The organism is Pseudomonas juntendi, assembly GCF_009932375.1.
Classification (GTDB): Bacteria; Pseudomonadota; Gammaproteobacteria; order Pseudomonadales; family Pseudomonadaceae; genus Aquipseudomonas; species Aquipseudomonas juntendi.
Genome location: NZ_BLJG01000261.1, coordinates 1 through 5,475 on the forward strand (window position 1 = coordinate 1; position 5,475 = coordinate 5,475).

At 64.2% G+C, this 5,475-nt stretch carries 4 protein-coding genes and 1 pseudogene; 2 read left to right on the forward strand and 3 right to left on the reverse strand.

All coding sequences use genetic code 11. The features are described from left to right. Positions 1 to 233 precede the first annotated feature (233 nt). The 3 genes from holA to leuS form a co-directional block, all read right to left on the reverse strand. A complete protein-coding gene (holA, locus tag GYA94_RS23920; protein ID WP_110679080.1) occupies positions 234 to 1,271 on the reverse strand; it encodes a DNA polymerase III subunit delta in 1,038 nt (345 codons plus the stop codon). A 39-nt stretch (positions 1,272 to 1,310) separates the two neighbouring features. Then, positions 1,311 to 1,916: an LPS-assembly lipoprotein LptE gene (locus GYA94_RS23925; RefSeq protein WP_110679081.1), complete on the reverse strand. Its 606-nt coding sequence runs from the start codon at positions 1,914 to 1,916 to the stop codon at positions 1,311 to 1,313. 61 nt (positions 1,917 to 1,977) lie between these two features. Beyond that, positions 1,978 to 4,584 (reverse strand): leucine--tRNA ligase, encoded by a 2,607-nt coding sequence (gene leuS / locus GYA94_RS23930; RefSeq protein WP_054905914.1) that lies wholly within the window; start codon positions 4,582 to 4,584, stop codon positions 1,978 to 1,980. A 227-nt stretch (positions 4,585 to 4,811) separates the two neighbouring features. On the opposite strand from leuS, the gene GYA94_RS23935 reads away from it, so the two are divergent. Next, a complete protein-coding gene (locus GYA94_RS23935; protein ID WP_009685393.1) occupies positions 4,812 to 5,126 on the forward strand; it encodes a hypothetical protein in 315 nt (104 codons plus the stop codon). Between the two features lie 135 nt (positions 5,127 to 5,261). Next, positions 5,262 to 5,475: pseudogene (locus GYA94_RS23940) on the forward strand (YdcF family protein); the annotation flags it as partial.

Genomic DNA, 5,475 nt, shown 5'->3' on the forward strand with positions numbered 1-5,475 from the left:
TTCGCGCGCGAACGCCTTGGTGCATGCCTCAATATCGCGCCGTACAAACAAGGCGGCCGCGCGCGCCTGTCACAGGCGTTACTGGCCCGAAACAAACGTAGGAGCGAGCGCAGCTCGCGATTGCGCCGCGCGGGCGGCGCTCGGTTTCACAGGCGCTGCATAACTTGTGGCAAACACCGACAGCCCTGACGCGCACCCTGTGGCTGGCTTGCCCGCGATAGGGCCTGTGACCGTTATAGAGGGGGTAGTGCCAGGCGCTGACCGGCCATCAGCAATGCCAACCGCGCCAAGCCCGTCCACGGCGAACCCTCGGCCTGGCCCTTGATTTGCGCATCGATACGCTGGGCATCCTGCAGCAGTTGCGCCCAGCGCTGCGCCGAGAGGCGCTGCAGGGCCTTGCTGACCAACGGCCGGCGCTTATCCCAGACCGGTGGGCGCGCCTGGCTGAACGCCTTGTCCAGCGGCACACCCTGGCTGAATTGCTGGGCCAAGCCGGCGAGCTGGCGCAGCTCACGCGCCAGGGCCCAGAGAACCACCGGGGGCTCGACCCCCTCACCGCGCAAGCCTTCGAGCATGCGCAGGGCATGTGCAGCTTCACCGTTGAGAATGGCGTCTACCAGCCCGAAAACGTCGAACCGGGCGCTGTCAGCGACAGCCGACTGCACGGTTTCGACGGTGATCTGGTTGCCTTCGGCCAACAGCTTGAGCTTTTCGATTTCCTGCGCGGCAGCCAGCAGGTTGCCTTCTACGCGCGCGGCAATCAGGTCGACAGCGTCACGCTGCGCCGACAGGCCGGCCTGCTGCAGGCGCTGGTTGATCCATTGCGGCAGTTGGTGCGCATCCACCGGCCAGATCTGGATGAACTGGCAGTGGGCACCTTCGATCAACGCCTTGCCCCACTTGGTCTTCTGCGCGCTGCCGTCGAGCTTGGGCAGGCTGACCAGCAGCAGGGTGTCTTCGGCGGGGTTGGCGCAGTATTCCATCAGCGCTGCAGCGCCCTTGTCACCCGGCTTGCCCGAGGGCAGGCGAAGTTCCAGCAGGCGCCGCTGGGCGAACAGGGACAGGCTGGCACCGGCCTGGAGCAGGGTGCCCCAGTCGAAGTTGGTGTCGGCACTGAAGACCTGGCGCTCGTCGAAACCTTGCTGGCGCGCAGCTTGGCGGATGGCGTCGGCGGCTTCCTGGCACAGCAGCGGGTCGTCACCGCTGACCACGTAGACCGGGGCCAAGGCGCCTTGCAGGTGCTTGTTGAGTTGGGCGGGGGCGAGCTTCATGGGCAGTAGGCGGGGCACCCGAAGGCACCCCGCACGGGCTTAGTTGCCCGGTACTTCCAGGGGCGACTGCTGCGGCGTTTCCGCCTGCTGGCGGCGTGCGGCCTCAAGGGCGGCCGCTTCAGCCTGGGCACGCTGATCGGCTTTTTGCTGCAGCTCGTCCAGCTGGGCCGGGGTCAGTTGCTGCAGGCGCACGACCATGGCGTTGACCAGGTCACGGCGCATTTCCAGGCGGGAACGGGCAGCTTCCTGCTCGGAACCGGTGATGTTCGAGGCATCGCGCACATACACCTTGCGCACTTCCAGCTTGTCACTCAGCAGTTCAAGGTTGTTCAAGCCCTGGATGCTGTAGTCGAGCTGGGTGGTCAGCTCGTACTCGGCAGTGCGGTTACCGCTGTTGTAGCTGGCCGAGCGCTCGCGCTGCTGTTCGTTGGTCAATACCAGGCGGTACGGCGCACCGGTGTGCACATTGACGCCACTGTTCTTGAGCACCTGGCGCAGTTCGGTCACGGTAGGCCCGTACGCGTCACGCGCACTGACGTCCATTTCCTTGATGCTCAGCTCGTTGGTGCCAGTACCGCGCAGCTGGAAACCGCAGGCGCTGAGCATGACCGCCAGGCCAATTACCAGCAAATTGCGTTTGATCATGTTGTTGCTCCCTTGTGGGCCTGTTCCGCCCGCCCGCAGTGGCTGCGGGCGGGCGTTGCCATCAGTTGGCGACGATGTTGACCAGCTTGCCCGGTACCACGATGACCTTGCGAATGGCCAGGCCGTCGATGAAGCGCAGGACGTTCTCGTTGCTGCGCGCGGCGGCTTCGATTTCTTCGCGGCTGGCGGCGGCCGGCATTTCGACCTGCCCGCGCAGTTTGCCATTGACCTGCACCACCAGGGTGACGGTGTCCTGCACCAGCGCGGCTTCGTCGACCGCTGGCCAGCCAGCGTCGATCACGGCCTGATCATGGCCCAGCTGCTTCCACAGCTCGTGGGAGATGTGCGGGGTGATCGGCGCCAGCAGCAGGGTCACGGCTTCCAGGCCTTCGTGCAGCAAGGCACGGTCTTGCGCCGTGGCTTGCGGGGCTTTTTCCAGCACGTTCATCACGGTCATCACCTGGGCGATGGCGGTGTTGAATTTGTGGAACTGGCCGACGTCGGTGCTGGCCTGCTTGATGGCGGCGTGAATGGCGCGGCGAATGACCTTCTGTGCGTCGTCCAGGGCGGCGACATCCAGCTTGCCCGGCAGGCCTTGGGCAACGTGTGCCTGGGCCAGGCGCCAGACACGGCGCAGGAAGCGGCTGGCGCCTTCGACGCCGGAGTCGGACCATTCCAGGCTCGCGTCAGGTGGCGAGGCGAACATCATGAACAGGCGGCAGGTATCGGCGCCGTACTGGTCGATCATCGACTGCGGATCGACGCCGTTGTTCTTCGACTTGGACATCTTCTCGGTGCCGCCGATTTCCACTGGCAGGCCGTCGGTCTTCAGGCGTGCGCCAATGATCTTGGCCTTGGCATCGCGTTCGATCTCGACATCGGCCGGGTTGAACCAGTCCTTGCCGCCGTTGCTGGCAACGCGGTAGTAGGTTTCGGCCACGACCATACCCTGGGTCAGCAGGTTCTTGAACGGCTCGTTCGAGGTGACCAGGCCTTCGTCACGCATCAGCTTGTGGAAGAAGCGCGCATACAGCAGGTGCAGGATGGCGTGTTCGATACCGCCGATGTACTGGTCGACCGGCAGCCAGTGGTTGGCCGCTTTCGGGTCGACCATGCCACCTTCGTAGTTCGGCGAGGCGTAGCGGGCGAAGTACCAGGACGACTCGACGAAGGTGTCCATGGTGTCGGTTTCGCGCTTGGCCGCAGCGCCGCATTTCGGGCAACTGCACTCGTAGAATTCTGGCATGCGCGCCAGTGGCGAGCCGGCACCATCGGGCACCACGTTCTCCGGCAGGGTCACCGGCAACTGGTCTTCTGGCACGGGCACGTCGCCGCAGGACGGGCAGTGGATGATCGGGATCGGGCAGCCCCAGTAGCGCTGGCGGCTGATACCCCAGTCGCGCAGGCGGAACTGGGTGCGCGATTTGCCCAGGTCCTTGCGGATCAGGGCTGCTTCGATGGCGTCGAAGGCGCCGGCAAAGTCCAGGCCGTCGAACTCGGCGGAGTTGATCAGTTGGCCGTGCTCGCCATAGGCGTCCTGCCACTCGTTGCCGACTTCATCGCCCGCACTGGTGCGTACTACGGCCTTGACCGGCAGGTTGTACTTGCGGGCGAACTCGAAGTCGCGCTCGTCGTGAGCCGGCACCGCCATTACCGCGCCATCGCCGTAGTGCATGAGCACGTAGTTGGCGACCCAGACCGGCAGCTTCTCGCCCGTCAGCGGGTGCTCCACCAGCAGGGAAGTGGCCATGCCCTTCTTCTCCTGGGTGGCCATGTCGGCTTCGGCAACGCTGCCGGCCTTGCATTCTTCGATGAACGCCTGCAGCGCCGGGTTGCCCTGGGCAGCCTGGGTGGCCAGCGGGTGCTCGGCGGCGACGGCGACGTAGGTGGCACCCATCAGCGTGTCGGGGCGGGTGGTGAAGACCTTGAGCGTGCCGGCGTGGCCGATGCTGGCCTGGTCGTAGGGGAACTGGACTTCCATGCCGCGTGACTTGCCGATCCAGTTGCGCTGCATGGTCTTGACCTGCTCAGGCCAGCCCGGCAGTTCGTCGAGGCTTTCCAGCAGCTCATCGGCGTAGTCGGTGATGCGGAAGTAGTACATCGGGATTTCGCGCTTTTCGATCAGCGCGCCGGAACGCCAGCCGCGGCCGTCGATGACCTGCTCGTTGGCCAGTACGGTCTGGTCTGCCGGGTCCCAGTTCACGGTACCGTTCTTGCGGTAGATGATGCCTTTCTCGAACAGGCGGGTGAACAGCCACTGCTCCCAACGGTAGTAGTCAGGCTTGCAGGTGGTCACTTCACGTGCCCAGTCGATGGCCAGGCCCAGGCTCTTGAGCTGGGTCTTCATGTACTCGATGTTTTCGTACGTCCACTTGGCCGGGGCGACGTTGTTCTTCATCGCCGCGTTTTCCGCGGGCATGCCGAAAGCGTCCCAGCCCATCGGCTGCAGCACGTTCTTGCCCAGCATGCGCTGGTAGCGGGCAATCACGTCACCGATGGTGTAGTTGCGCACGTGGCCCATGTGTAGCTTGCCGCTCGGGTACGGGAACATCGACAGGCAGTAGTAGGTGTCCTTGCCTGGCTGTTCGGTAACAGCGAACGATTGTTGCTCGTCCCAGAAGTTCTGGGCGGCGGCTTCGATATCACGGGGCGTGTATTGTTCGTGCATGGCTACTTTTTGCTGAGAGGGAAGAGACCTTGTTCCAGGCAGCGGAACCTCGCTGCGTCCGGCACTCCGGTGTCATTTAGAGTGAACGCCGTAGCATACAGCAGCGCTGCGTATCGTGGGAAACCTTCGTTGCGAATGGCCGCTGGTCGCTGCACCCGGCTGCTTTTTGCAACGACGCTAAGCTCTGGTGTGGGGGGAGATATTCTTATCTTCAATGAGGTGAACGGATGGGAGAGACGCAGCTACCCGCAATCAGACCGGAGCTTTACGAGCGCCTGATCGACCGGCTTGGCCTGGCACTCGAAAGCGCCAGGACCTCTGTGCGATTGCGCGACGAGATGCCAGCCGAGCTGGAGTTGCGTGGCCTCAGCCACGCAGAGTTCGAAGTGATCAAGGCCTACCTGGAAGCCCTTCCGGGGCGCCGTAATGCTGCTGTCGGCAGTTACCCACAAGCGGAGCCGGCATCAGCCAAGATTATCTGGCTCAAGGACCAGAAGCGCGCTGCCACTGCGGCCAGTTCCAGAACGCTGCGCCAGCGCTAGTCGTTCAGGGCGCCCGGCGCAGGCTACCGCGCCACGGTCATTCATCATTCATACAGCTTGCGATCGGCACCGGCCCTACCTTGTTGACCGGTGCCGATCCTTTTAGGCTGCACGCCTGCCAAGGAGGTGTGGCCGATGCCCATACGATTTTTCATCAAACAATGGCTGATGCCGCCGGGCATCTTGTTCCTGTTGCTGCTTGCCGCATGGTGGTGGCGTGCGCGCCGGCCACGGCTGGCGGCGCTGTGTTTTGGCGTGGGGCTGGGTGGCTTGTGGCTGATGAGCTTGCCGCTGGTGGTGCAGGAAACAGCCCGCGTGCTGGAGACCGAGCCGCCACTGGCCGTGGGCG

Excerpts from the sequence above, each read along its gene's own strand:
- holA (WP_110679080.1), bottom strand. The coding sequence starts at position 1,271 with ATGAAGCTCGCCCCCGCCCAACTCAACAAGCACCTGCAAGGCGCCTTG.
- GYA94_RS23925 (WP_110679081.1), bottom strand. The coding sequence starts at position 1,916 with ATGATCAAACGCAATTTGCTGGTAATTGGCCTGGCGGTCATGCTCAGC.
- leuS (WP_054905914.1), bottom strand. The coding sequence starts at position 4,584 with ATGCACGAACAATACACGCCCCGTGATATCGAAGCCGCCGCCCAGAAC.
- GYA94_RS23935 (WP_009685393.1), top strand. The coding sequence starts at position 4,812 with ATGGGAGAGACGCAGCTACCCGCAATCAGACCGGAGCTTTACGAGCGC.